Below are 25,873 nucleotides of genomic sequence, written 5' to 3'. Positions count from 1 at the left end.
TCCCTCTTCACCGTGATTGGTTTCGATTAACCTAGCAGACGGATAATGGCGCCGATGCCGTTGTTCGAGCCAGAAACCAATACTTTCTCGTCAGGTTGTATCTGGATGACAGGACGTGGTCTGTAATCCATTAGTTGGAGTTCAGGGGCGGTGAAGTTGGCGTCCGGAGAGCCATCCTTCAGGTACCTTAGTAATGCGGTTGTACTGTATTTTTGGCACAGTACTATCAGTTTTTCGTCAGGTTGTGCCGTTGTATGCAAGGCATGCCATCCGTAGGCTGTTTCGTCGAATATTTCCAGGGCCTTTCCTCCGTTAAACGTATTGTCTTGCGTGCCGTCTTCGTTAACCCGTGACAGAAGGGGTAACGCTCCCAGCAAGTTGCCCATGGTCCCTTTGAAAATATAGCCTGCAGCCAATGTCTTTCCGTCGGGCTGCTGTGCCAGGTGGATGAGTTCTACATGAGAGCCTCCTGTGCCATCAATCAAAACATATCCCTGATTGAAGCCGCCGTAACTCAAATCAAGCTCGCCCTGACTGGTATAGCGGGCAATGAGTCCGCCTTTTTGGTAGATGCCGCTGACCAGTACCTTGTCTGCCTGTACGGCGACGGATTGAAAACTGGCGCCCGGCATTGAGTACACCACGCCGTTGTTGCCGAAAGTCTCATCCGGCTTGCCCGCTGCATTGAGGCCGAAAATCACACCGTCACGCCCGGCGCCTGTATCTCTGGTTTCCGTTGCAGCAAAAATGCTTCCATTTTCTCTAGCGGCTATTCCCGCTCTATGCCGAGTCGCCAGCTCTGTATTGAAGGGAGTGATTCCACCGGTGCCGAACATAAGATCCAGGCGGCCATCGGGAAGCAGGCGAGCGAATAGCGCCCCATGGAAAAAATCGAAGGGCCCACCACCACCCAGGCCTGCAAATACAACAATTTTTCCGTTTTCCAGTACTAAATAGTTCAATACCGTCAAACTTTCGTTTATTGGAAGTCGCGTATAAACCACGCCCCCACTGCCAAACGTGGTGTCCAGAACGCCCTCCGTCGTGTGTTTCACAATAGCCAGGGTGTTAAATTGCTCGGTCTCCGAAATTGAAAGTATTTTTCCATCCGGCAGTAGCCTGGATGTACCCTGGAATGGCCCGGACGGGAGTTGAATTCGAGCAATACCTTGATCTGCGAAGCTGTTATCAAAATTACCCGGAGCGGTGTTTGGTTTGGTTGATGTGTTCATGGGAATAGACCTTGGTTGCTTGGTAGAGGGCCTTTACAACGCGATCCACTGGAATTCGATAGGCCTCAATGAATGGCAATATTCACAAGAACAGAATTCACATAAATGGCCTGTCTGTATACTGTCAAGAATGACAGCTATTATGAAAGTTGCATTGATAGCGCCATACAATGGCTGGCGTATTGTTCTCGATTTATGTCTCGAAGGTGATGAGCGCAGACCTGATCAATCTGTCTCAGGCCGGTGCCAGGCCGCCATCGCGAGCAGGCCAGCCCCATAATGAGAGAGGGCAATGATCGAGCGCGCCAATACGCCACTGTTCCCGTCGGGCGGCGATGCAGGCAAGATGAAGGCCTGCAAGTCAGAACACAGGAAGCTGATCGTGACCGAAGCGTTTATTGTCGTTCAAACCGCCGAACAAGCCGTGGATCGTCTGGCGGCCCTGCACGAGCGTGCGACCACCGCGCTGAACCAGGCGCTGATGCGTTATCTCAAGGACCGCATCGAGCCGGATGCCGAGCAGCGTGCATTGTTTCGCTATCCGGCCCTGCGCCTGACCTATCACTGCCACGGCGAAGTCCCGCAAACCACCCGTGCCTATGCCAAGGTCCAGTTGCCCGGCACCTACAGCGTCACCGTCACCCATCCCGCCGCGTTCCGTAAATACCTGCTGGAACAGCTGGTCCCGTTGATGCACGACTTTACCGTCACCGTGGAAGTGGGCGTCAGCGAGCAGAACATTCCGTACCCGTACGTGGTGGAGCAGGGCGACGAACTGGCCGGCTCCGGCGTGACCGCCGCCGTGTTGGCGCGGGTGTTCCCCAGCACCGACCTGTCGGCCGCCACCGATGGCATCGCCGACGGTCTCTACGATTGGGAGAATACCGACCCGCTGCCCCTGGCGTTGTTCGACGCCGCGCGGGTGGATTTTTCCCTGCGCCGACTGGTGCATTACACCGGCAGCGACTGGCGCCATGTGCAGCCGTGGATCCTGCTGACCAACTACCACCGCTATGTCGACCAGTTCATCGTCCATGGCCTGGAGCAACTGCGCAGCGACCCGCGTTTTGTACGCATGGTCCTGCCGGGCAACGTGATCATCGACAAGAACATGGAGCACAGCGAAGCGTCGGCCATCGCCGCCGGGGTGGTCTGGCACCGCTACCAGATGCCGGCCTATCACCTGCAGACCAACGACGGCCATGGCGTGACCCTGGTGAACATCGGTGTTGGCCCGTCCAACGCCAAGAACATCACCGACCACCTGGCCGTGCTGCGTCCGCATTGCTGGCTGATGATCGGCCACTGCGGCGGGCTGCGGCAGTCCCAGACCATCGGCGACTACGTGCTGGCCCACGCCTACATGCGCCGCGATGGTATCCTCGACCGGGTGGTGCCGCCGAACATCCCGATTCCGGCCCTGGCCGAAGTGCAGATGGCTTTGCAGCAAGCGGCGGCGAATATCACCGGCGAGAAGGGCGACGAACTGAAGAAACGCCTGCGCACCGGCACCGTGCTGACCTACGACGACCGCAACTGGGAGTTGCGTTGGGCCCAGGAACGTCCGCTGATCAACCTGTCCCGGGCCGTGGCGGTGGACATGGAAAGCGGCACCATCGCCGCCCAGGGTTATCGTCTGCGGGTGCCCTATGGCACGTTGCTGTGCGTCTCGGACAAACCGTTGCACAGCGAGATCAAGCTGCCGGGCTCGGCCAACGCGTTCTATGAGCGAGCGGTCAACCAGCATCTGAAGATCGGTATCGCGGCGCTGGACCTGTTGCGCACCGAACTCAACTCGTTGCATTCGCGCAAGCTGCGCAGCTTCGACGAGCCACCGTTCCGCTGATCGGACGGTGGTCATTTAACGGTCGGGCCACTAGCATGGTCGGCCCTGACCGTTAGATGTTGTATTCGCCATGCCCCGTCCTCCACGCCCTGCTTCCCGTCGCCCTGGCGCAAAGCTTCCCGCCGCCGCGCCGCGCCGTGTGGCCAAGGCTCCGCCGGCCGAGCCAAAGCTGATCCTGTTCAATAAACCCTTCGATGTGCTGACACAATTCAGTGACGGTGAGGGGCGGGCGACGCTCAAGGATTTTATCGATGTGCCGGGCATCTACCCGGCCGGACGCCTGGACCGCGACAGCGAAGGCTTGCTGTTGCTGACCAACGACGGGCAGTTGCAGGCGCGTATTGCCGACCCCAAACACAAGCTGGCCAAGACCTATTGGGTGCAAGTAGAGGGTGAGTCGAACGCTGAACAGTTGCAGCGTTTGCGCGAGGGCGTGGAATTGAACGACGGCATGACGTTGCCGGCCGAGGCGCGTCAATTGGACGAGCCGCAATTGTGGCCGCGCAACCCGCCGGTGCGTTTTCGTAAAAGCGTGCCCACGAGCTGGCTGGAGCTGGTGATCCGCGAAGGGCGCAACCGTCAGGTGCGACGCATGACCGCTGCGGTGGGCTTGCCGACACTGCGCCTGGTGCGGGTCAGGATCGGCGACTGGACGCTCGAAGGGCTCGACCAGGGCCAGTGGAAAGAAGTGCCGGCGCGCTTATAACGTCCCGGACTCGATCAGGCCGATCACCACGCTCTTGATGATGAACGCCGCCACGCCGAGGCCCAGCACGAAAAACAGGATGAACGAGCCAAAACGCCCGGCCTTGGACTTCTTCGCCAGGTCCCAGACGATGAAACCCATGAAAATGATCAGGATGCTGACCAGGCCGGTCATCATCCACTCTTCGAAAACAGCAGGATCCATCAGGACACTCCGGCGTGGGCGGGATTGAAAAGGCGTGGCGAGTATAAGGCATGGGGGGCGGGCGGGGGATTGGCCTGCGGCGGTGTGTCGCAGGCCTGGGCGGACGCGAGGTTGAGATTTTGTGGCGAGGGAGCTTGCTCCCGCTCGACTGCGCAGCAGTCGCGAACCGGTCCACTGGCAGTCAGGAAACCGGCCGACGTTTTTTTGGGGTTGCTGCGCAACCCAGCGGGAGCAAGCTCCCTCGCCACAAAAGCAGTCAGCTGCGCAGATGCGTCAACGGCAGTTCGGTGCTGTTAAGCACCTGGTTCAACACAAAGCTCGAGCGCACGCTGGTGACGCCATCGATCCGGGTCAGGTGCCCCAGCAGCAGTTTCTGGTAATGGTCCATGTCCGGCACCACGACCTTGAGCTGGTAGTCCGCGTCCATGCCGGTGACCAGGCTGCACTCCAACACTTGCGGCAGGTTGCGGATGGCGGCTTCGAAGTTCTCGAAACGCTCGGGTGTGTGACGGTCCATGCCGATCAGCACATAAGCCGTCAGGCTCAGGCCCAGTAGTTTGCGGTCGAGCAGGGCGACCTGGCGGGTGATGTAGCCGTCGTCTTCCAACTGCTTGACCCGCCGCGAGCAGGGGGAGGGCGACAGGCCGATGCGTTCGGCCAGTTCCTGGTTGGAGATGCGCGCGTCGCGCTGCAATTCCGCCAGAATGCTCAGGTCGTAACGGTCGAGTTTGCTCATCGGTCGGGCCTTTATCTTGATAATTGCGGCAGATTATCTATCCGGGGTTAAAAATTGCGCAAGTGATGTTTATTTCCGCAATCTTAGCAATCATCCGTCGGCAACCCAGGCTTATGCTTACCACCAAGATCACTGCTCGGACAAACAGTCCAGTGCAGCCCGCCCAATCAGGCCGGCTGCGGTCGCAGTACCCACCGGTACTGGCAGACCCCCGAGCTGCACACCGTCCAGAAGACGGCGTGAGGTGAGCCGACGCCATAAGCGTCGAGCATGGACGAAGTTCTCAAGGGGAGGCCGACGGGTCTCCCTTTTTTATTGGGCGCAGATTCTGCTTTGGCTAGGGCGCGTCATATCCGCAAGAACGCAGGCGTTGGCGGGTCAGGCGTTTGTCTGGATAGTCGGCACCCCAGTTCAACTGTTGGTCATAACGGGATTTGACGTGGGCGCAGGCGGCCTTGATTCTTGCGTCGGCCTCGGCCAGCGCAATGTCGGACAGCCGATTGATTTTCAGGCTTTGGAAAAAGGGTAGAAGAAAGGCTTCATCCAGATCATAGCCCTTGGTCCCCTCGGGCAAGCGTTGGCCGGCCCTTACCGAGAACGGTTGTTTCAGGCCGCTCTGGTTTTCCCAGCACCAGTATTGGATGTCCTCTTCCCATTCCCCCGTCGGGCTGTGCCACATGTCGTAGAAGCGCAGGCATTGCATGCCTTGCCGGGTGACCCAGTCGATCTGATCGGGGCGCGGCTCGTTTTGGCTGATGTCCATCAGGTCCAGTTTGTTTTGCAGGAACTGCTCGGGAGAATAGAGCGTCCCTTCGTCCTTGCCATCAAGCAGGCTTTCGACAATTATCCAGCGCGATGAGGCCAGCACCACCAGCTCACCGGAGCGAAAGCTGCCAGAGGCACTCGCTGACTGAATGTCGCGCACCTTATCGTAGTTGAAGCCGCTTTTGATGGTGCCGCACGGGGGGCGCCTCAATGGCCCGGGCAAGTCATACGAGAATCGCGGGCTGAGGGTCACCCGTTGTTCTCCCACTTCACACAACATGCGGCTTAGCCGCCGATCATCTTCATAGACCAACGGTACGGGCGCGCAACCCCACAGCGCTACGGGCAGCAGCATCAGAGCACCAAGACGGATCCTCGTGACGAGGCGCTGCATGCGGTGCCCCTGACCCCACCTGAATGGAATTGTCATGCCTTCACTCCCTTGATTGGCTCATTGCGACCGATGCCGGTAGTCGTCACGGGTGAACGGAAAGTCCCTGTCAACCGGCGAAATCGATAGGCATCTTAGAGGAAAACTTTCAGCAGCCTGCGAAATAAACCCCATGGCTGATAACCTGTCGCAGAACCGGCCTGGGCTTTTCCAGTCTTATCATCAGGCCCTGAACCGTTGTGAGGAATTTCATGAAGTCGCGCATCTGGCGTTTGGCAGGTGTTGGTCTGTTGTGGGCAAGTGTCAGTGCGCAGGGAATGGCCGACGATCAGCAAAACCGTGGCGGCCCGGATGGCGGTCGCGGGCCGGACGGGCGCGGCGGCAACGGCCAGGGTTACTCGGGCCAGCCACGGCCGCAGAGCAACGAAATCATTCGGGGCGATAACAGTCGTCAGTTCGAGGTCAAGCCGCAGCCGCAATACCAGGGCGGCCAGCACTATGACCGTGGGCCTCAAGACCCCAACGGCCATGGCCGCCCGCAGCCGCAGCCTGGCAACAACCTGCCGATCCAAGGCCGGCCCGACAGCGTGACCCAGACCCGTGAACCGCAACCGGGCTACTACCGCGACATCCCTCGGCGCAACGATGGTTATCCGAACGCAGGTCCGCGACCTGACCATGACGGTCGTCCTGATCGGCCTTGGCCCGGTCGGCCGGGTGGGCATGGCAACGGTTGGGGCCCTGGGCCGCAATACCGTCCCGGTTATGTGATCGACCGTTTCCCGGATCGCAACTACCGCGTGCCTTATCGCGGCCAGGACTATTTCTATTCGGGCGGCTACTGGTATCGCCCTCAAGGGCCGCGTTATGTGGTGGTCGCGCCACCGCGGGGCATCCGCACCCGTTACCTGCCCGATTACGCCAGGGAAGTGTGGATCGGCAGCTCGCTGTTCTTTCTCGCCGCCGGCGCTTATTACATCTACGAAGCCAACACTCAGGATTACGTCGTGGTCGATGCGCCGGTCGCCAACCCGCAGCCGCAACCCCAGGGCAACAGCTTTGACGTGGTGGCTTATCCGGCCAACGGCCAGTCGCCCGAACAGGTCAATCGGGATGGCTACGACTGCTATCGCTGGGCGGTGCAGCAGAGTGGGTTCGACCCGCGCAACTACACCTACCCACCGGCGCCGGAAGTGGTGCAGACCTATCGCCAGGCCCAGGGCAGTTGCTTGAGCAGTCGTGGGTATCAGGTGACGTACTGATCACTCGGTATAGAAGCCGTCCCCTGTGGCGAGGGAGCTTGCTCCCGCTGGCCTGCGCAGCAGGCCCAGGATCTTGCGGTCGCTGCGCAACCGAGCGGGAGCAAGCTCCCTCGCCACGGGTGTTCGGCATCAAGCGCTGGCGCGCTTCACCACTTCCGACGGATCGGCATGCACCAGCACTTCGGCCTTCGGGTAAGCGCGGTGGATAGCGTCGGCGGCCTGGTCGCTGATGCCGTGGGCCACTGACAGGGTCAGTTCCCCCGGCAACTCCAGGTGCAGTTGCACGAACCAGTGGTTGCCGGAGACCCGCGTACGCAGGTCATGGGCGCCGAGCACGCCGGGCACGGCACAGGCCAGTTCCAGCATGCGCTGGCTGACATCGGGCGGCAGCTCTTCATCCATCAGCACCGCGAAGCTTTCCCGGGCGATCTGGATCGCGCTCCACAGGATGTACGCCGCGATGCCCAGGCCGAACCAGGCGTCGAGTTGATACCAGCCGAACCCCGCCAGCACCAGGGCGACCAGGATGCTGCCGTTGAGCAACAGGTCGGAGCGATAGTGCAGCGAGTCAGCGCGCACGGCGTTGGAGCCGGTGGCGCGGATGACCCGATGCTGCAACGCCAGCAGCGCCAGGGTCAGCCCCAGGGAAAACACGATCACACCGACGCTGAGCCAGGGCGCCGCCACCGGCACCGGCTCTTTCAGGCGTTCGAAGGCCTGCAAGGCAATCAATACCGCACTGCCGCCGATAAACAGCGCCTGGGCCATGCCGGCCAGGGATTCGGCCTTGCCATGGCCGTAGCGATGGTCATCGTCGGCGGGGCGCAGGGCGTAATGCACCGCCAGCAGATTGAGCAGCGAGGTGACGCCGTCCAGCGCCGAGTCGGTCAGGCCGGCGAGCATGCTCACCGAACCGCTGAGCCACCAGGCCAGGGCCTTGGCGACGATCAGGACAAGTGCCACGGCCACCGACGCCCGGGTGGCCAGGCGCAACAGGCGAGCGTGTTCGGTACTGGTGGTCATGGCGCGGTCGTTCCTTCAGCAGCGCCCGTCATGCGGCCGGTTTGAGACCAAGGGTGGCCAGTTGCTGGGCGCTGCCTTTGTGCTGGATCAGGCGAGGGTCGTCCAGCGGGAAGCTGCGGCCCAGTTCGCGTTCCAAAATCGCCTGCAATTTTTGGTTATTGACCGTGCCGTCGGGGTTGATGGCCGGTTTGAGTTTCTCTGGCTCGATCTGCACGCTGCGGCCCGGCTCGAAATAGATGGCGCCGGTGGCAAAGTCCACGGCGAACGCGATCAGGCCGGGGATGATGTAGAACAGCAGGCCGACGGCATCGAGGGCGGCGATGGCCGGATCGATCTTGCCGTCGATCTGACCGCGACGGTCCGGGTAGAAGATCGAGCCACAGGCGCTGATCTGGGTCAGCAGGGTGGCGACCAGCACGCCACCGATCACGCGAGAGGGAATACGCATAGCAATCTCCTGAACAGGTAGTAGAGGCGTTGCTGGTTGGAGTCCAGACCACGCTAAACAGTTCGCCGTTATACTCGGCCCTCTGTTTTGGAGCCAGCATGATTTCTTTGCCGATTGATGAAGTTTTACCCGCCCTGCGCCAAGCCTTGGCATCGCGCCATGAAGCCGTGCTTGAAGCACCGCCCGGTGCCGGTAAAACCACCCGTGTGCCCCTGGCCTTGCTGAACGAGCCCTGGCTGGCCGGGCAGACCATCCTGATGCTCGAACCCCGGCGCCTGGCGGCACGGGCGGCGGCCGAGCGGCTGGCCAGCGAACTGGGGGAAAAGGTCGGTGAGACGGTCGGCTACCGGATTCGTCTCGACAGCAAGGTTGGACCCAGGACCCGCATTGAAGTGGTCACCGAAGGCATCCTCACCCGCCGCTTGCAGGACGATCCGGCACTGGAAGGTGTGGGGCTGCTGATTTTCGACGAGTTCCACGAACGCAGTCTCGACGCCGACCTGGCCCTGGCCTTGAGCCTCAACGGTCGGGAGCTGTTTCGCGACGACCAGCCGCTGAAGATCCTGCTGATGTCCGCCACCCTGGAAGGCGAACGCCTGGCCGGGCTGTTGGACAACGCGCCGATCCTGCGCAGCCAAGGCCGTATGTTCCCGGTGACGGTGCGCTGGGGCCGGCCATTCCAGCCTGGCGAGTTCATCGAGCCTCGGCTGGTGCAGACCGTGCTCGAAGCCCTGCACGATGAAACCGGCAGCGTCTTGGTGTTCTTGCCTGGGCAGGCGGAGATCCGCCGGGTCCATCAGCAACTGGCCGAGGCCCTGGGCGAAGGCGGCAACGTCTTGCTCTGCCCGTTGCACGGCGAACTGGACCTCGCCGCTCAACGCGCCGCCATCGACCCGGCGCCATCTGGCCAGCGCAAGGTGGTGTTGGCCACCAACATTGCCGAGACCAGCCTGACCATCAATGGCGTGCGAGTAGTGATCGACGCCGGACTGGCCCGGGTGCCGCGTTTCGACCCGGGCAGCGGCATGACCCGGCTCGACACCCAGCGCATTTCCCGGGCCAGCGCCACCCAGCGGGCCGGTCGGGCCGGGCGCCTGGAACCGGGGGTGTGCTACCGGTTGTGGTCCGAAGACCAGCATGAACAACTGGCCGCTTACGGCAGCGCGGAGATCCTGTCGGCGGACCTGGCCGGGTTGGCCCTGCAGTTGGGGCGCTGGGGCGTGACGCCGCAGCAACTGGTCTGGCTCGACATTCCTCCCGCCGCTGCGTATGCCCAGGCCCAAGACCTGCTGCAACGCCTGGGTGCGCTGGAGGGCGAGCAACTGACCCGCCACGGCCAGGCCATGGCCGAACTGCCGGCCCACCCGCGTATCGCGCATCTGTTGTTGCGCGGCCAGGCCCTGGGGCTGGCGGACATGGCCTGCAACGTCGCTGCGCTGCTGGGCGAGCGCGACATTCTCCGTGGTGCCGGCGCGGACCTGCACAGTCGCCTGGCCTTGCTGTCCGGCGAAGAACGGGCGGCACGGGGCGCCCAGGGTGGGGTGCAGCGGGCGCGGCAACTGGCCCGGCAATACCGCGGCTACCTGCGGGGCAAGGCCGAAGAAGCCGTGGCCGATCCCGATCATCCACGCTGGCTCGGCGCGTTGCTGGCCTTGGCTTACCCGGACCGTGTCGCCCAACAGCGCCGGCCCGGCGGCGCGGAATATCGCCTGGCCAACGGTCGTGCGGCGCTGTTTGCCGAAGCTGACAGCCTGATGAAACAAGCGTGGCTGGTGATCGCCGACCTGGGCAGCCGCCAGGGCCAGCGGGAAGAGCGGATCTACCTGGCGACGGATTTCGACCCGGCACTGTTCGACTCGGTATTGGCCGAGCAAGTGCGCACGGTGGATCAACTGGATTGGGACGAGCGCGAGGGCGTGCTGCGAGCCGAGCGCCAGCGCAAGGTCGGCGAACTGGTGCTCAGCCGCGAACCGTTGACCGGCCTGGATGAGTCAGCCCGTAGCCAGGCCCTGGTGAACCTGGTGCGGCGCAAGGGCCTGGAATTGTTGCCCTGGACCCCGGAACTGCGGCAATGGCAGGCACGGGTGGCGCTGTTGCGTCGCCTGGACCTGGGCGCCAAGGGTGAAAGTGAGTGGCCGGACGTCAGTGACGGCACCTTGCTGAACAGCCTCGAGCATTGGTTGATGCCGTATCTGGGCCGCGTCTCGCGCCTCAGTCATTTCGCCAGCCTGGACCTGTCGAGCATCGTTCACAACCTGTTGCCCTGGCCCCTGCCGCAACGCTTGGATGAACTGGCGCCGCACCATTTGAGCGTGCCCTCGGGGTCGTCGATCCGCCTGGACTACAGCGAACATCCGCCGATCCTGGCGGTGCGCTTGCAGGAGCTCTTCGGCCTGGCCGACACCCCGCGCATTGCCGGCGGGCGGCAGGTGGTCAAGTTGCACCTGCTGTCCCCGGCGCGGCGACCGGTGCAGGTCACCCAAGACCTGGCGAACTTCTGGCGCAGTACCTACGCCGAGGTGAAGAAGGACCTCAAGGGGCGCTATCCCAAGCATTACTGGCCGGATGATCCGCTGGTGGCGGAGGCGACGGCGCGGGTCAAGCCGCGTAAGTAAGCCTTGCTTGCTCGGTCCCACCCGGTCAATGGCCTGGGCCTTTAGTCGTTCAGGCGTCCCCGTAAAGGTCCTGTGAAACACTGCGTTTGTGTTTGATTCCGTGGCAGACCCACACCAACGCTATCCATATCGGAATCGCGTACACCGCGATCCGGTTGACGGGATCCATCAACATGACGGCCACGATGAACATCATGAATGCCAGGCAGACATAGTTGCCGTAGGGGTACCACAGGGCCTTGAACAGCGGTGTCTGTCTAGTCTCGTTCATGTGCTGGCGAAATTTGCCATGGGCCAGGCTGATCATCGCCCAGTTGATCACCAGCGTTGCAACCACCAGTGACAGCAACAATTCCAAGGCATGCTGCGGGATCACGTAGTTCAGCAGCACGGCGATCAGGGTCACGGCTGCCGTGGCGAGGATCGAGTGCACGGGGACGCCTCGTTTGTCGATCTTGACCAGGCCTTGCGGCGCGTCACCTTGTTGGGCCAGCCCGAGCAATATCCGGCTGTTGCAGTAGGTGCCGCTGTTATAGACCGACAGGGCGGCGGTGAGGACCACAAAGTTGAGAATATGTGCGGCGATGTTGCTGTCGAGCATTGACCACACTCGCACGAACGGGCTGCCACTGTAGGTATCGCCAGATGCATTAAGCGAAATCAGCAGACTGTCCCACGGCATTAGTGACAGCAACACGATGAGCACTCCGATGTAGAAGATCAGGATGCGGTAGATCACCTGATTGATGGCTTTGGGGATCACGCTGCGAGGCTCTTCTGCCTCGGCAGCGGCAAATCCGAGCATTTCCAGGCCGCCAAAAGACAGCATGATGATGGCCATGGACATTGCCAGTCCGCCCACTCCTTGGGGGAAAAAGCCTCCGTGTTCCCACAGATTGCTTACCGATGCCTGTGGCCCTCCGTTACCGCTGGCCAGCAGATAACTGCCCATGACGATCATACCGATCACTGCCAGAACCTTGATGATCGCGAACCAGAATTCGGCCTCGCCGAATACTTTGACGTTGATCAAGTTGATCGCGTTGATCAGTACAAAGAACACAGCGGCTGATACCCAGATCGGAATCTCGGGCCACCAGTAATGCACATACTTGCCTACGGCTGTCAGCTCGGACATGCCGACCAAGGTGTACAGCATCCAGCAGTTCCACCCCGACAGGAAACCAGCGAACCCGCTCCAGTATTTGTGAGCGAAGTGGCTGAAGGAACCGGCGACAGGTTCTTCAACGATCATTTCACCCAACTGGCGCATGATCATGAAGGCGATGAAACCGCAAATGGCGTAGCCAAAGATCATTGAGGGGCCAGCCAGCTTGAGCGCTCCAGCCGAACCAAGGAAGAGGCCCGTACCCACGGCCCCCCCTAGCGCAATCAATTGAATATGTCGATTTTTCAAGCTGCGTTTCAGCTCGCCTGAATGTGTCTGGGGGCCGCTCATGCGAAGGGGCTCACGTGAGGGTTGATAAATTGCTGCTGGGTGCTTGAGCGAGAGTGATGCTTTTTTACGGGCATACGGTTTCTGATCCTTCAGGTATTTTTTTATCTATCAATAAGTTGGGTTATTCATCGACGCGCGGTGCGTCGATGCTTCGCTTTTGGTTGAAAATAATCTTATGGAAGAAACATATTTCTATGTGTTGAATTTGTAAATAGGGAATGGTATCTAATGCATCGCAGATGGACATGCCAACGATTCAGGGACGTGAGGAGCGATGACTGTGAAGGGCTTCGATACCGAAAAGGCTTTCGATTTCATGGCCGGCACCTATGCCGATCCGAGACACTTTTTTTCAGAAGCGGCGCATGACATCCATGCACAGTTGTTGAGTGAGGGCGCTGTTGTCATTCGCGGTGCCAGTCCGTGCAGGGATCCCGGCGTGTTTGAAAGGGCTGTTGGGGCACTGGGTTTTCAGACCCGCGATTACGTCGGTGGCAGCTCTCCCCGCTCGACGATTCAGGGCAAGGTCATGGAAGCGACCCGCACACCTCCCGATTGGTCAGTCATCCTTCACCAGGAAATGGCCTATGTAAAAAATCCTCCCGAAATCATCGCCTTCGTATGCGTGGAGCCTGCCGGCAAGGGCGGTGAGTCCGTAGTTGGGGACATGCGTAAATTGGAGCAGTTGGTAAACCGATCGACATTGAGTCAACTGACCGAACGAGGCCTTAGATTGCGCCGGACCTTACCCGGCGAGGCGCGGGTAGACCTCAAGCCAGGGGTGAAAAAAAGCTGGCAGGAGACATTTTCTACCTCCAGCACGACCGAAGCAGAAGCACTTTGCCGGGCGCGAGGTTGGGATTTCGAGTGGAGCGGCGATGACTTGGTCCTCTGGCAGGACTGCATTTCGCCGATGCGTCGGCATCCGCGCAAAGCGGCAGACATCTGGTGCAATCAAGCGCACTTCTGGGGTGCGGCGGCCATGATCGAATGGGCGCGTATCGATGGTCGGGAGCAGGACGCAAGTGAACTGGCAAAGGCGCAACGCAACAGTCCGGAGCTGCTGGAAGCCATGTGTTTTGGTGATGGTGAACCACTTCCGGAAGATCTCACCCTCGAGTTGTTCCATACCGTTAGAAGTGTGGAGCGAGATGTCGATTTGGGGAAGGGCGACATTTTACTGCTCGATAATTTCCAGTATGCGCATGGCCGACGCGCATTTTCGGGCAACAGGACAATCAACGTGGTCATCGCCGATTGGGCTGATGAGCAGCCACACGTAGCTCAGGGATGAAAAAATGACGATTCAGGAAAAAAACTTCACGTCGGATAGCGCATTTGTACTGACTCCCGGCGTCGATGTCAGTCTTCAGGACCTGATCAAGTACGCCCAGCCTGGAAAAACAATAGTCGCATCGCAAGCCACCCGGCAAAGGGTTCGGGCGTCGAGAGAAGCGCTGGAAAACCTCGTTGCTCAAGGGGCGGTCATTTATGGTGTGAATACCGGAATGGGCGGTTTTGTTGACCATCTGGTACCGATCGATAAGGCCCACGAACTCCAATCCAATCTGATCCAGGGTGTCTCGACAAACGTTGCCAAGCGGTTTCCGGACAGCGTGGCCCGCGCAACGATGTTTGCGCGAATCATCTCCTTGTCCCGCGGTAATTCGGCGCTCTCGCTGGAGAATTTTGATCGGTACATTGCCATCTACAACTCTGGCTTGATTCCCGAAATTCCGAGCAAGGGGTCTCTGGGCACCAGCGGCGACCTGGGGCCGCTGGCGGCTGTCGCACGGATGCTGACCGGGGACGGCTACGCTTATCTTGACGGCATCCGGGTTCCTGCGGCTGAAACGCTTGAGCAATTGGGCCTGGAACCGCTTCATTTGAGTTACAAGGAAGGATTGGCGCTGATCAATGGCACTTCCTGCATGGTCGCGGTCGCAGCGATGAATGTGGTCGAGGCCCGGGAATTGCTTGAGCAATACACTTCGATATCGGCCTTTTCGTTCGAAGCGTTACAAGCTCGGGTGCGTCCTTTCCACCCTGACGTTCACCAGTTGAAGCCGCACCTGGGCCAGCAAAAAATTGCCGAGACCATTTGGGCCGATCTTCAGAGTTCGGAACTGGCCATTGACGATCTTCAGCTTTCATCGCAACTGAGTGCACTGCGCACAGACCAAGTGCGCCAGGAAGACATGCCCATCGAAGATGCCTATTCCATTCGCTGCACGCCGCAGATTCTGGGGCCGGTTCTGGAAACCATCGAGTTCGTCGAACGCGTGGTCGCTAATGAGCTGAACTCGTCAAACGATAACCCCTTGATCACGCCCGAAAATGGTCAAGTCTTTCACAATGGGCACTTTCACGGGCAGTACATCGCTTCGGCCATGGACTACCTGACGATCTCCGTCATTACACTGTGCAACCTTTCCGATCGGCGGATTGATCGCTTCCTGACCAAAGCCAACAGTAATGGCCTCCCGTCATTCCTGTGTGCAGAAAACGGTGGTCTGCGTTTCGGCCTCATGGGCGGGCAATTCATGTCGGCTTCTCTGACGGCAGAAAACCGTTCGCTGGCAACGCCGGTCTCGATCCAGACCCTGACCACCACAGGTGATTTTCAGGATGTGGTTTCATTCGGCCTCGTCGCCGCGCGTCGCGTGACCGAGGTGCTGCAGAACACGCGATATGTCCTTGCCTTCGAATTGATCTGTGCGGCTCAGGCTGCCGATATCAGGGGCAGCACCAAACTGGGGCCGAAGGGCCGTACCTGGCATGCACGGGTGCGTGAACATATTCCGTATCTTGATCGAGATGTGGCATTGACCGGGTATCTGGAAACGATCGTTGCCCAGATTCTGGGAGGGCACAGCCGATGAGTTCGTCAAAGGACACGGTTTTCGCAGGAGCCGCCGCCGAGCGTGTCCGATTGCACGCCAACGAAAACCCCTTGGGCGCATCTGGCCTGGCACTGCATCTGTGCGCGTCGATGCCGGCCCTGCTCAGCGAATACCCTGAGGTGACTTACAAGTCTCTTCGCACGGCAATCGGCGAGCGCTGGAGTGTTGATCCCGAGCGCGTGGTGGTCGGCGCGGGTTCCGATGAGTTGATCGATATCGCGTTGCGCAGTCTGTTGAAGCCCGGCAGCCGCATCGTGACGCAGCAGCATAGCTTCAAGATGTACAAAATCCGATCAGCGCTGCTGGGGGCCGACTATAGCGAGATAGTCCCGAGCGCCGCTGGGAACTATGAGGCCGCGCTGAGTCTTGCCTTGGAGAAAAAACCGGGCGTGGTGGTCCTGGTCAATCCATCCAATCCTCTGGGCGACTATTTATTGCCATCGCAGCTGTTATCGCTGGTAGCTGCGATCCCAGAAAGTACGACGGTCATCATCGATGAAGCGTATGCAGAGTTTGCCCCGGATCGGGAAAACTCAGCAGGCATTCAGATTGTCAATGCTCGGGCAAACTCGATATGCCTGCGGACTTTTTCAAAGGCCTACGGCATTGCCGGATTACGCCTCGGCTGGGCTTATGCCAGCGCCGATCTGGTGCCGGTGCTGCAAGCGCGACGGGCGCCGTACAACGTCAGTTCGTTTTCCGCCCTGGCCGGGGAATATGTCCTGCAGGACTCCGATCACCTGGACAAGACCGCGACGCATTGTCAGGCCTGGGGGCAGGAAATCGTGAGCCTGTTCGAGGCCCATGGCATTGAAGCCAGAAGCCGGTACGTTAACTTTGCATTCGTCGAGTGCGCCAGCCAGCAACGCTGCGAGGATCTGCATGGGCACCTGGAAAGCGAAGGCTTCCTGACGTCGCGGTTGACCGATTATGGCCTTGATACCTGCCTGCGGATCTCGTTCGGGAATCAGGCACAGATGTCCAGATTGTGCGATGTACTGAAGAAAAAACTGCAAACCATGGGACCCAACTGAGGCCAGCGGGGCATGGAGGCCCTCGGTGATTCCTCTGGGCTTCCAACGCAAATCAGTGAGACTTACTTGAGGTAAAAATGATCCAGACGCTGCCATTGTTTCACGAGCAACCGTACTTGAAACACTTGGAATGCCGAGTCGATCTGCTTGATCGCGACGATGCTGGCCTTCCTTTTGTCCTCCTTGGCGAGACAGTGTTCTACCCGCAAGGAGGCGGACAGCTCGGAGATCGAGGCGTGTTGAACATCCCGGTCGCGGGGGAGGGGGACGTTGTGCGCACGCTGAAGATCGTCGCGACGAAAAAAAGAGATGACCAGATCAGGCATTACCTGTCGATTGACGACGAAGCGTTCACCCAACTGCAGGCGGGCGTGATCGGCCAGCAAGCGATCGTCACGCTTGATTGGTCATTGCGATATCATCAGATGCGTCTTCATTCGGCGATGCACTTGATCCATTGCATGCTTGAGCAGACGCTCGGGCGCTCGATTCCACACCCGGTGCGTTCGCCGTTGAGCGACGAGGTTGGGGAGAATCAATACGAGTTTGTCGGCGAATTCGACGAAGACAGTCTTAGAAAGGCGACAGACGCCTTGAATGAGTTTTGCTCTGCAAGTTATGAGATTCGTACGGAAGCGGATATCAGCCAGGGACAGGGATTCCGTTGGTGGCAATGCGAAAACTGGTCAATCCCCTGTGGGGGCGTTCATGTGCGTAATACACAGGAAATAGGCGTGGTAACTTCCAGTATGAAAATCAAGAAAAATACGACAAGAGTGGTTGTCGCTCTGTCGGCAGAGGCCGATGAGCTTGGATAGCAAACGAGCGTTTGGTGCGTTTTTGATGCAGTTTCGGATCGAAGCCGGGCATCTGAAAATTTCCACGTTTCTCGACGAGGTCAATATTCCATTTTCGGCCAATTACTATCGTGATGTTGAGGCCGGAAGGAAATACCTGAGCATTGATGCGGCTGTCGAGCTGCATGACCACCTTAAAATCGATGCGGCCAGCAAAGTCAGTTTTGATTATTTTTGGCACTACTTCAGAGACTTGTTGCCGGCTGACGTCCACGAGATGTTGTTCGGTAAAGGTGTCGAGGTAACCGATCTTTCGTCCCGGCTGGAGCTGCGCGAGCACGACTCAAAAATCTTGCGACGGGCGCTGAGTCTGAGCCGGTACGAGCGTGAGTTCATCGTCACCGAAGAGGTGATCGCGGCATTCGAGGCGAACTTCGAACTGCTGCCGTTGATGACGTATCTCTACATGGTGGACAGTGCTTCCGTAGCAGAAATTGTGTTGGTGTGCGAGCAACTCGGCCTAGCCTATGATCAAAAAACCGAAGCATTCCTGAACCTGGTCTCCAAAGTGCGAGCGACACCTGACGACCCGTTTGTCCGGCATGCGCCAACGCTGAGGATGCCACGAACAGTGGATGCGTTGAACTTGAAAGACCAGTTCCTGCGCCATGAAGTGGATCGGTCGCTGCTCAAACCTGAGAAAAGTGAATATTTCGATGTTTCAGGTTCTTTCAAGTACAGCTCGATGGTGACACTCAAGGACGCAGAAATAGAACAGATTCAGGACCGTCTCGTGGATCTTTTCTCTGTCATTGAAGTGCATAACAAGTCAGGCCGTCAGTTGGAGGATTCAGGTGCGCAACCTTATTTCTTCGGGTTGATTGTTTCTGGCCGCCCGGAGTACGACGGGCGTGCGGCCCGAGCGAGCAAAAAAAACGAGGAGTGAATAGGAGCAGGACGGGGGGGCTGCTTTCTGTGCCCCATGATCTACGACACCACCGTTCACAGGAGTGCGTGGGATAGCGCAGCAGTCGGATCTAAAAATAAACCCGGCAGTAATCAGTCAGAACAGGGATGAGACGAATGGATTCTCTAGTCGTAGAAAAACTCCATCAATTGTTTGGCGCGCGTTTAAGGCTTGAACTAGGGATCCGGCGACAATTCTGCCAGGCGCCCCCCGGTATCGAACTGAGTCCACCCGATGCTGTGGTGACTGTTCGCACTGAGGACGAAATCGTCCAGGTCGTAAGACTCTGTCGTGAATACGATGTTGCGGTGATCCCGGTGGGTGCGCGCTCATCCCTCGAAGGGCAAATCAACGCGCCGAAGGGTGGTGTCTGTATCGACTGCTCGGAAATGAACGCGATTGTCGACGTGAACGTCACCGACATGACCGCCACCGTTCAACCGGGCGTCACCCGCGAACAACTCAACAGCTATTTGCGTGATACCGGGCTGTTCTTTTCCGTCGACCCTGGTGCCAACGCCTCGATGGGCGGAATGGCGGCAACGCGTGCATCGGGGACCAACTCGGTTCGTTACGGGACGATGGCCGGCAATGTCAAAGCCGCTCGCTGGATCATGGCGGACGGGGCTGTGGTCCAAATCGGCTCCCGAGCGCCCAAATCGGCTATGGGCCTGGATTTGCTGGCGATTGCTGTGGGTTCTGAGGGCACCCTGGGCATATTCAGTGAGCTGGAAGTCCGATTGCATCCGATGCCCGAGGCCATCGTTGCCGGCGTTTGTTCGTTCGACTCGGTCGACAACGCCGTACAGACGGTGGCCTGTGCCCTCGGCCAAGGCCTCTCGATTGCCCGGATTGAGCTGCTGGATGTAACGGCTGTTCGCGCTTGCAACGCCTATTCCCCCGCGTTGGACCTAGTGGAAACACCGCATCTTTTTCTGGAGTTCCATGGGGACCGGTCCACAGTCACCAGCAGCGTTGAGTTGTTCAAGGATTGCGCCGGTGAGTACGGCGGACAGGTCAGAATCTCCGAGCGTCTTGAAGAGCGCACGGCCCTGTGGAAAGCACGACATGACGCCTGGTGGGCATTTCACGCGTTCTACAAGGGGTGCAAGGGGCTGGCCACCGATGTCTGTGTTCCGCTGTCTTGCCTGAGCGCCTGCATCAGCGCCACCGCAGCCGACATTGCCGCCTCCGGACTCGACGCACCACTTATCGGCCATGTCGGCGACGGTAATTTCCACCTGCTGATTATGCTCGATGAAGATGAGGACGAGAGTGTGGAAGTTCAGGCGTTTCTCAACCGGCTATCGAGTCGAGCGTTGTCATTCGGCGGCACGGTCAGTGGTGAGCATGGTGTAGGGCAAGGAAAATTGAAGTGGATGTCGGCACAGCATGGCGCGGCGCTCCAATTCATGCGAGCAATCAAATCGGCATTGGACCCGGAGAACATTCTCAACCCAGGCAAGATGTATCACTCGTGACCGTTGAGGCTCAATAACTGTCGATTTTTCATTTTTAAGGATGGATATGAAAGACATGCGTCATATTTTGATAGTGGGTATTAACAAGGTCTCCATCAAGTATGTATGCGAGGCAATTCGCAGTGCGGGCTTTGAGCCTATATTGTCTGTTAACCCTTCAGGTTTTCACAGGGCAGCCAAAAGCGTATTTGAAGGGGTCACCTGCATTCCCGCCTTTACGGACAAAGATGCCCTGTCCGCTTACTTGAAGTCCAATCCAACGCTTGTTGGTGTGATCCACAGTGTTACAACGTTCTTTGACGAGTTGTTCCCTGTTATCTCTGCGATTGCCCAGGAGTTCGGCTTCAATGCGCCTCCTTCGGTCTTTGGAAAACTGTCATCCAAGGAGTTCGTGGGCGGTCTGATACCGGAGCACGTTCCCGCCGAGTCCTGTGTGTCTCTGGCCAATGGAGACTTTGTCATTCCCTGGCTGACACCCGGTCAGCCAAATGACCTGGTTCTCAAGCCCGCGGTCGGTTCCGGCGCGGTAGCAACGACTATGCTTTCGATTGACGTGGGGGTTGACCCTGCCAGTGTGATCAAATCGGCCATCCTGGAGAGCGGAGTGGATGATCCGCAGAATATTGCGTGGATTGTCCAGGCACATTGCGTAGGAGACCTCGTCAGCATGGAGGGCTATGTCCAGGATGGGCGGGTTGTCCTCCTAGGCCTGTCCAGGCGCGATCGTGTCGGGTTTACTGAAGTCGCCAATCAGTTTCCAGCCGACGCCCAAATTGCGTGGTCCGTGCGTTCGAAAATCGAGACGGCTGTGCGCGATCTGATTTCCCGTTCATCGTTTGATAATGGCTTCTTTCATTGCGAATTCATCGCGACAGAATCCACGGCTTATCTGATTGACGCCAACATGGGGCGTCTCGGTGGCGCGAGCATCGTCGAGCAAATTGCGTTGGCTTATGAACTCGCGCCTGCAACGGTCCTGCAACACGTCGCGCTGCTGCCCCTGGGCTTGCTGGATACCACGCTTCAATACAAGCCTGTCGAGGCGTGCCGTCTGACCTTGAGTTACTGGTATTGCCTGGACCATGAAGCCATCGTGTATGACTGGGAGACTCCGCCAATGGCGTCTATCCATACCCCTATAGCCAACGTAGGCAGCGTGATCCAACCCATAGGCACGTCTGACTATGCTTGGATTGGCATGCTCACCGGTTATGCAGAAGTGGTCGCCCGCGAGATAGGTGAGGTGCTTATCCATACCGATCGTGGCCCTAGAAGCCCGGTATTCAAATGATTTACTTCGTCCGGTTTCTTTCGTCCGCCGCCTGGAGTTGCTTCTATCCATTCATGGCTATCTGGCTCAATGCTGCTGTAGGGCTCAGTACCAGTGCTGCCGGCATTGTTGTTGGGTTTGCGATTGTTTCAAATCGAATTGGTGCACTGGCCTTTCAAGGCATTCTGGACAAGGTTGATCGCCGTTGGGAAATTGCCCTCGCCTTATTGTGCGTGGCGGTGGCAGCGTTATTGATGCTGCTCGCGGCATCGATGGGCATCACAAACGTGTTCATCTGGGTCGCGCTGGTCGTGGTGTTCGGTGTGTCCAACTCGATCGCTACGATTTCGCAGATTTCATACATTGTTCAGTATTTTCGCGAGAGCGAGCACGAGCGCGTGCTCTCCTACGAAAACGTCGCCGCAAACGCCGGCGCAGGGGTCGCTCCCTTCGTTGCGTCGTTGATACTCGCCGGCACCGGGTACTGGTTTGTGGCGCTGCCCTTGTTGTTAGGTGTGCTTGCCACGGTATCCACCACGCTGATTGCGCAGGTGGCACGTTCAACAGGTCTGGTGTCTGCCGATCGTTCTTCCACGATGGGCGAGTCCGAGGCTTCCCCCAGAGTTGCTGCGTTCATGGCCATCAACTTTCTGACCATGATTGGCTATGCGCAGTTTTATTACGTATTTCCTACCTATGCGACCGAGCGCTTCTCCAGTGAGCTAGTGGGCGTGCTTTTCCTGGTGGCCAGCGGGATCATCATTTCCAGCCAAGTTTACATCACGTCGTTTTCGCAGCGTGTGTCGCGTCTGTGGCGCGTGATCATTTCCAATTTATTGATCGGCGCGGGATGCCTACTGTTGATCATTTCAACGCAGGCGCAGGCAATTCTGTTTGTCGTGGTGGTGTTTATCGTTATCGGCGAAATGATTTGTGGCCCGTTGTACCAAGCCCAAGCGGTGAAAATATGGAAAGGCCGCAGCTCTGTTGCAATGGCCGTTCAGACGTGTGTTTGGGGCGCTGCCGAAGCAACCGCAGCTGTGCTCGGGCTTCTGGCTGTCGCTCAGGAACTCAGCTTCATGTCCTTCCTGCTGGGGTTTGCCGCATGCGTCATCGCAGCCGTGGGGGCATGGGCATCGATTGCGCTCAGGCGCCCGCTCATCGGTATCGACATCGAGCAGAGGTCTGCTCAGGTTTCCTGAATGAGGCTGGGCATTTCAAAAATGTTCTCCGCCGGTAACTGTTCTCGACAATAAGCGCTCGCCACTATGTTCCGAACCGGACTCCCCTGTGGGAGCGAGCAAGCTCGCTCCCACAGGGGAGTCTTAGGCAAGTCCTGCTAAGGCGCTGCCGGCAACAAAAACCGCGCAATCACCGGCAAATGATCGGAGATGCGCAAGGTGTCGTCCTGCCGTACCTGGGCTTCAACCCGTTTGATCCGGGGGCTGTAGAACAGGTAGTCGACGGTGCGGTCGGGGCCGTTGAGGCCGGGGTCGTTCGGGTAGTGGGTCAGCCAGTGTTCGCGGTCGATGCCGCTGGCTTCGTTGTTGGTGGGAATCATCGGGTATTTGTCCCACAACAGGTGCAGGGGGCTGTCGGCGGAGTAGGGCGTGCGTTGCTCGGACGGCAGGCGTCGGTACTGGCCCAGGGGCAGCAGGTTGAAGTCGCCGCCGATCAGCCAGGGCGTGCCTGCGGATTCGAACTTGTCCAGGGCCTTGCTCACGGCGGTGATTTGTCTGGGCAGGGTTTCGTCCGGTTCGCTGGCCCGTTCCAGATGGGTGTTGAGCACCACCAACTGGTTGCCGTCGCTCAGCGGCAGATAGCTCACCAACAAGGCATTTTTCGGCTGGAACTGACGGCTGATGACGTTGGCGTCGGCCACCGGCAGTTGCACGCGCTCGGCATGGTCGATGCGGTAGCGACTCAGGGTCGCCAGTTGCCGGCCAACGCTGCCGAAGATGTGCGGGTTGGGGATGAAGTCGGCTTTCCAGTCGAAGGCGCTGGTGCCGCACGGATAGAGGTCGGCCAAGCGCTCTTGCAACAGCTTGAGCTGGTCTTGGTAATCGCTGGCCTTGGCGCCCTTGTCCAGTTCCTGGAGCAGCACGATGTCCGGTTGCTCATCGCGGATGACCCGGGCCACTTCGTCGAGGCTGAAGGCCATGTCTTCCAGGGTCGGGCTTTCATCGTCGCCCTGGGCCAGGTCGTGCCAGAACACGTAGCGCTTGCCGGCGAGGAACTGGACGTTCCAGGTCATCACCTTCAAGGCCTGGCCGGGCACCAGCGGTGCCGCGTTGACGGCGCAACTGACCGGCACGGTTTCCCGGGGCTGTGGCCGCCAGGTCAGGCTGTAGATCGACAGGGCGGCCAGGCTGAGGATCAACAGCAGGCCCAGCAAGGTGTGGCGCAGTAGACGGGTCATGGCTCGGCTTATGGGCGAAACGCAAAAGTGCTCCCGAGCATAACCGAGAGCGGTTCCCAAGCCCAAGCCCAGGGCGGTCGCCGTATGCGATCAGCGGCGCTCGGGCTTGGCTTCGATCAGCATGAACAGGCGGAACAGCACCACGGTGGTGAACAGTTGCAGGAAGCTGTGGACGCTGTCGATCAGCAAGCTGAGCAAGGGGTTTTGCGGCGACGGATACATCGAGACGCTGGCGCCCTTGAGCAGCCACAACGGACCCATCACACAGAGAATGCACAGCAGGATCCGCCAGAAGTTGCCGCGGGACATGTTCAGGCTTTCCTTCATCGCCGCCAGGGGGGGCAGGCCCCTGAGGACCAACAGGTATTCGCCGAAGGCCAGGGTCACCATCAGCCACAGGCCCGGCAGGAAGTACAACGACAGCCCCACCAGGATCAGCAGCGTATTGAGGGCCGTCAGCAAGGCAAAGCGTGGCCACAGGGTCAGGGCCATTGCGAGCAGATCCCGGGTGCGTGGCGCTTCACCGCGGCTGCGGGCGTCGAGAAACAGGATCAACGCGGCGGTGTACAGCGGGTACACCAGCAGTCCGACGATCACGCTGTAGCCGGGGAAACCCTCGGGGCCGAGGGCGCTGTCCACGCCTTGCTGCAGCAACGCCTCGAGTATCACCAGTGGCAGGCACAGCTGGGCGATCCGGCCCAGATGGCGCTTGAAGAAATACAAAGAGTCGCGCAGCACGTCAAACGGATTCATGAGTCGGTATCGCAGTTGAAAAAGCGGTCCGACACTTTAACCGATCAGGCGCCCGCACAAGCAAACGTAAACATCAGGTAAAGACCATTGAAAGCTTTCCGGCGAGCCCCATTACTGATGGGCACCGGTCTTCGAGATCGGAATGGTTTCTACCCGGCAATCGAATGAGGTCGCCATGAACAGCGAAGAACAAACCCTGATCGATGGACTGTTTTCACGGCTGCAACAGGCCGAAAAGGATTCAGCCCCGCGCGATGCCCAGGCCGAGGCGCGGATCAAGGAACACCTGGCGAGCCAGCCAGCGGCGGGCTATTTCATGGCCCAGGCGATCCTGGTGCAGGAGGCCGCGATCAAGCGCCTCGATGAGCAGAACAAGCAACTCGCCCAACAGGTCGAGCAATTGCAGGTCGAGCTGCAACAGGCTCGCAAGCAAGCGCCGGCACCCAGCGGTGGCGGTGGTTTCCTCTCGAGTATTTTCGGCGGCAGCCCGCGGGACTCACGGCCGGCGAGCGCGCCGGCTTCCAGCGGTGGTGGTTGGCGCGAACCGGCGCAACCGTCCTTCAATGCCCCGCCCCAACAGGGCTTCGGCACGTCACCGGGCAATTATGGCGCACCGCAGCAGCAGGCCCCGGCAGCGGGCAGTTTCCTCGGCGGCGCTCTGAAAACCGCCGCGGGCGTGGCGGGCGGCGTGATGCTGGCTCAAGGCATCAGCAGCCTGTTCCACAGTAACCAGCAACCCCAGGAAATCGTCGAGGTCATCAAGGAAGAACCGGCGCAACCGGTCAACGACACTGCCAACAACAGCGACAACGGCTGGGGCGATGATTCGCGCGTGGCCGATAACGATGCCTACGGCAGCGACCCGGGAGGGTTCAGCGACGCGGACTACAGTGACGATTCATCTTCCTTCGGCGACGACGACTCCTTCGTCTGACCTGCCATTCGTCCGGGGCGCCCTGGCGCCTCGGGCCGATTATTCGCGGAACAATCCTTCTGGCTGGCATACTGGGCGACTTTTCGGCCCCTGGTGGTCTGCGTACGTGTGCATCCAAGAGGAAACGCGGTGAAAAAAATTGCAGTGTTCGCCGATGTCCAGAACCTCTACTACACCGTGCGCCAGGCTTACGGCTGCCATTTCAACTACGCCGCGCTGTGGGCCGATGTCAGCAAACAGGGACAGATCGTCGAGGCCTATGCCTATGCGATCGATCGCGGTGACAGCAAGCAGCAACAATTCCAGCAGATCCTGCGCAACCTGGGTTTCATCGTGAAGCTCAAGCCCTACATCCAGCGCAGCGACGGCTCGGCCAAGGGCGATTGGGACGTGGGCATCACGCTGGACATCATGGACGCTGCCGACCATGTCGATGAAGTGGTGCTGGCCTCCGGCGATGGCGATTTCGACATGTTGCTCGAACGCATCATTCAGAAGCACGGTGTGCAGGCCGTGGCCTATGGCGTGCCGGGGTTGACTGCCAACTCGCTGATCCGCGCCGCCAGTCGCTATGTGCCCATCGAAGGCGCGTTGTTGCTCAAGAATTGATTTTCACGGAGTTCAAAAG

General features: G+C 59.2%; 23 protein-coding genes. 14 read left to right on the top strand and 9 right to left on the bottom strand.

Annotation, left to right across the window (positions count from 1 at the left end; genetic code table 11):
* Nucleotides 1-26 precede the first annotated feature (26 nt).
* Nucleotides 27-1,232, bottom strand: a complete 1,206-nt coding sequence (locus AC515T_RS25285) for an NHL repeat-containing protein (RefSeq protein ID WP_496530447.1) — start codon at nt 1,230-1,232, stop codon at nt 27-29.
* A gap of 346 nt (nt 1,233-1,578) precedes the next feature.
* Here AC515T_RS25285 and amn point away from each other — a divergent pair, with 346 nt between their 5' ends.
* Together amn and AC515T_RS25275 are read left to right on the top strand one after the other, a co-directional pair.
* A complete protein-coding gene (gene amn / locus AC515T_RS25280; protein WP_163006687.1) occupies nt 1,579-3,078 on the top strand; it encodes an AMP nucleosidase in 1,500 nt (499 codons plus the stop codon).
* A 139-nt stretch (nt 3,079-3,217) separates the two neighbouring features.
* Nucleotides 3,218-3,784, top strand: coding sequence for a pseudouridine synthase (locus tag AC515T_RS25275; protein ID WP_496533193.1), 567 nt, complete (start codon nt 3,218-3,220; stop codon nt 3,782-3,784).
* Here the strand turns inward: AC515T_RS25275 and AC515T_RS25270 are convergent.
* From AC515T_RS25270 to AC515T_RS25260, 3 genes are all read right to left on the bottom strand, one after another.
* Complete coding sequence (locus tag AC515T_RS25270) at nt 3,779-3,988, bottom strand: DUF2788 domain-containing protein (protein ID WP_039594082.1); 210 nt, start codon at nt 3,986-3,988, stop codon at nt 3,779-3,781. The two genes, AC515T_RS25275 and AC515T_RS25270, sit on opposite strands and share 6 nt — an antisense overlap.
* 256 nt (nt 3,989-4,244) lie before the next feature.
* Nucleotides 4,245-4,724, bottom strand: a complete 480-nt coding sequence (locus tag AC515T_RS25265) for an Lrp/AsnC family transcriptional regulator (protein ID WP_003185723.1) — start codon at nt 4,722-4,724, stop codon at nt 4,245-4,247.
* A gap of 337 nt (nt 4,725-5,061) precedes the next feature.
* Nucleotides 5,062-5,844, bottom strand: a complete 783-nt coding sequence (locus AC515T_RS25260) for a hypothetical protein (protein ID WP_496530446.1) — start codon at nt 5,842-5,844, stop codon at nt 5,062-5,064.
* A gap of 287 nt (nt 5,845-6,131) precedes the next feature.
* Between AC515T_RS25260 and AC515T_RS25255 the strand changes: the two genes are divergently transcribed.
* Entirely contained in the window at nt 6,132-7,142 is a 1,011-nt protein-coding gene (locus AC515T_RS25255; RefSeq protein ID WP_496530445.1) for a DUF6515 family protein, read from the top strand.
* 129 nt (nt 7,143-7,271) lie between these two features.
* Here AC515T_RS25255 and AC515T_RS25250 read toward each other — a convergent pair whose 3' ends face one another.
* Both AC515T_RS25250 and pmcY read right to left on the bottom strand, forming a co-directional pair.
* Nucleotides 7,272-8,165, bottom strand: coding sequence for a cation diffusion facilitator family transporter (locus tag AC515T_RS25250; RefSeq protein ID WP_496530444.1), 894 nt, complete (start codon nt 8,163-8,165; stop codon nt 7,272-7,274).
* A 28-nt stretch (nt 8,166-8,193) separates the two neighbouring features.
* Nucleotides 8,194-8,613, bottom strand: coding sequence for a periplasmic Zn2+ metallochaperone PmcY (gene pmcY, locus AC515T_RS25245; protein WP_122565071.1), 420 nt, complete (start codon nt 8,611-8,613; stop codon nt 8,194-8,196).
* 98 nt (nt 8,614-8,711) lie between these two features.
* Here pmcY and hrpB point away from each other — a divergent pair, with 98 nt between their 5' ends.
* Entirely contained in the window at nt 8,712-11,228 is a 2,517-nt protein-coding gene (gene hrpB, locus AC515T_RS25240) for an ATP-dependent helicase HrpB (protein WP_496530443.1), read from the top strand.
* Between the two features lie 49 nt (nt 11,229-11,277).
* Here hrpB and AC515T_RS25235 read toward each other — a convergent pair whose 3' ends face one another.
* The gene (locus tag AC515T_RS25235) at nt 11,278-12,687 is read right to left on the bottom strand and encodes an amino acid permease (RefSeq protein ID WP_496530442.1); all 1,410 of its coding nucleotides are present in this window, start codon (nt 12,685-12,687) and stop codon (nt 11,278-11,280) included.
* 280 nt (nt 12,688-12,967) lie between these two features.
* Here AC515T_RS25235 and AC515T_RS25230 point away from each other — a divergent pair, with 280 nt between their 5' ends.
* The 8 genes from AC515T_RS25230 (at nt 12,968) to AC515T_RS25195 (ending at nt 22,341) form a co-directional block, all read left to right on the top strand.
* Nucleotides 12,968-13,981 carry a TauD/TfdA family dioxygenase gene (locus tag AC515T_RS25230; RefSeq protein ID WP_496530441.1) on the top strand — a complete coding sequence of 338 codons (1,014 nt, stop codon included), beginning with the start codon at nt 12,968-12,970 and terminating at the stop codon, nt 13,979-13,981.
* A gap of 4 nt (nt 13,982-13,985) precedes the next feature.
* On the top strand, nt 13,986-15,569 hold the full coding sequence (locus tag AC515T_RS25225; RefSeq protein ID WP_496530440.1) for a phenylalanine aminomutase (D-beta-phenylalanine forming): 1,584 nt from the start codon (nt 13,986-13,988) through the stop codon (nt 15,567-15,569).
* Nucleotides 15,566-16,624, top strand: coding sequence for a pyridoxal phosphate-dependent aminotransferase (locus AC515T_RS25220; protein ID WP_496530439.1), 1,059 nt, complete (start codon nt 15,566-15,568; stop codon nt 16,622-16,624). The genes AC515T_RS25225 and AC515T_RS25220 overlap by 4 nt, the downstream gene beginning before the upstream one ends.
* A 77-nt stretch (nt 16,625-16,701) precedes the next feature.
* Nucleotides 16,702-17,442, top strand: coding sequence for an alanyl-tRNA editing protein (locus tag AC515T_RS25215; RefSeq protein WP_496530438.1), 741 nt, complete (start codon nt 16,702-16,704; stop codon nt 17,440-17,442).
* Complete coding sequence (locus tag AC515T_RS25210; protein WP_496530437.1) at nt 17,435-18,367, top strand: hypothetical protein; 933 nt, start codon at nt 17,435-17,437, stop codon at nt 18,365-18,367. Before AC515T_RS25215 ends, AC515T_RS25210 begins: the two co-directional genes overlap by 8 nt.
* A gap of 137 nt (nt 18,368-18,504) precedes the next feature.
* Nucleotides 18,505-19,869: an FAD-binding oxidoreductase gene (locus tag AC515T_RS25205; protein WP_496530436.1), complete on the top strand. Its 1,365-nt coding sequence runs from the start codon at nt 18,505-18,507 to the stop codon at nt 19,867-19,869.
* A 46-nt stretch (nt 19,870-19,915) separates the two neighbouring features.
* A complete protein-coding gene (locus AC515T_RS25200) occupies nt 19,916-21,160 on the top strand; it encodes an ATP-grasp domain-containing protein (protein ID WP_496530435.1) in 1,245 nt (414 codons plus the stop codon).
* Complete coding sequence (locus AC515T_RS25195) at nt 21,157-22,341, top strand: MFS transporter (RefSeq protein WP_496530434.1); 1,185 nt, start codon at nt 21,157-21,159, stop codon at nt 22,339-22,341. Before AC515T_RS25200 ends, AC515T_RS25195 begins: the two co-directional genes overlap by 4 nt.
* A 137-nt stretch (nt 22,342-22,478) precedes the next feature.
* Here AC515T_RS25195 and AC515T_RS25190 read toward each other — a convergent pair whose 3' ends face one another.
* Nucleotides 22,479-23,558, bottom strand: coding sequence for an endonuclease/exonuclease/phosphatase family protein (locus AC515T_RS25190; protein WP_496530433.1), 1,080 nt, complete (start codon nt 23,556-23,558; stop codon nt 22,479-22,481).
* A gap of 90 nt (nt 23,559-23,648) precedes the next feature.
* Complete coding sequence (locus AC515T_RS25185; RefSeq protein ID WP_496530432.1) at nt 23,649-24,311, bottom strand: hypothetical protein; 663 nt, start codon at nt 24,309-24,311, stop codon at nt 23,649-23,651.
* A 175-nt stretch (nt 24,312-24,486) separates the two neighbouring features.
* Between AC515T_RS25185 and AC515T_RS25180 the strand changes: the two genes are divergently transcribed.
* Together AC515T_RS25180 and AC515T_RS25175 are read left to right on the top strand one after the other, a co-directional pair.
* Nucleotides 24,487-25,245 carry a DUF2076 domain-containing protein gene (locus tag AC515T_RS25180; RefSeq protein ID WP_496530431.1) on the top strand — a complete coding sequence of 253 codons (759 nt, stop codon included), beginning with the start codon at nt 24,487-24,489 and terminating at the stop codon, nt 25,243-25,245.
* 129 nt (nt 25,246-25,374) lie between these two features.
* Nucleotides 25,375-25,854: a LabA-like NYN domain-containing protein gene (locus tag AC515T_RS25175; protein ID WP_013694260.1), complete on the top strand. Its 480-nt coding sequence runs from the start codon at nt 25,375-25,377 to the stop codon at nt 25,852-25,854.
* The last annotated feature ends 19 nt before the right edge of the window (nt 25,855-25,873 follow it).

It is taken from the genome of Pseudomonas sp. FSO-7, assembly GCF_059579345.1.
Note: the sequence above shows the minus strand (reverse complement) of the source record. Positions and strands in the feature narration are given on the sequence as shown.